The sequence below is a fragment of the Arthrobacter sp. B0427-1-12 genome (genome assembly GCF_059092905.1).
In genome coordinates, this window is sequence record NZ_JBNHIC010000186.1 from 1 (window position 1) to 654 (window position 654).

Below are 654 nucleotides of genomic sequence, written 5' to 3' on the forward strand. Positions count from 1 at the left end.
CCGGTCTACGCTGTGGCCATGACCAATCGCGGACCATGGTCCATCCGCCTGCACCACCGGGCGGGCGGGCAGGTGAATCCACTCCGGGCCGTAAGCCGCATCTCCGCCTACGTGTACGGCAACGTTCTGGTACTGGCGGCCATTGTCGCCTCCACTCCGTCCGCGGTCCGGACCGGCGAAGCTCTCCTCTACATCCTCGGAACAGCACTGACCACCTTTTTGGCCCACGTTCTCGCGCACGGTTTCAGTGCCTCCGCGGTGGGCGGCAAACTCTCCCGCAAGGAAATGCTTCACCAGCTGCGCGATGCTGTCCCGATCCTGACGTCCGGGCTGATGCCGGCCGCCGTGGTCAGCCTTTCGGCCCTGGTGAGGCTTGAGGACCGGCTTGGCCTCGCCGCAGCAGCCACTCTGATCCTGTTCCGCCTTGCCTCCATCGGTCTTGTCGTCCAAAGACAAAGCGGCAGGTCCGCCAGCGCAGGGGCCTTGTGGGGCGGTATCGGCCTGGCCGTCGTCGCCAGCATCATCGTGGCGGTAAAACTGCTCATCGCCCACTGAGAAAGATCCCACGCCGGGATGCCCGCATTCGCCGGGACGACCTCGACAAGGCGTTCGACGAGCCCGCACGAAGAAGAGCCGACCAAGGAGGAACAGGAC

General features: G+C 65.3%; 1 protein-coding gene. It reads left to right on the top strand.

The genetic code is table 11. From position 1 onward, the window contains the following. A partial coding sequence (locus tag AC5RWU_RS24480) for a hypothetical protein (RefSeq protein ID WP_493986764.1) occupies window positions 1-555 on the top strand: 555 nt, incomplete at its 5' end. Window positions 556-654 lie beyond the last annotated feature (99 nt).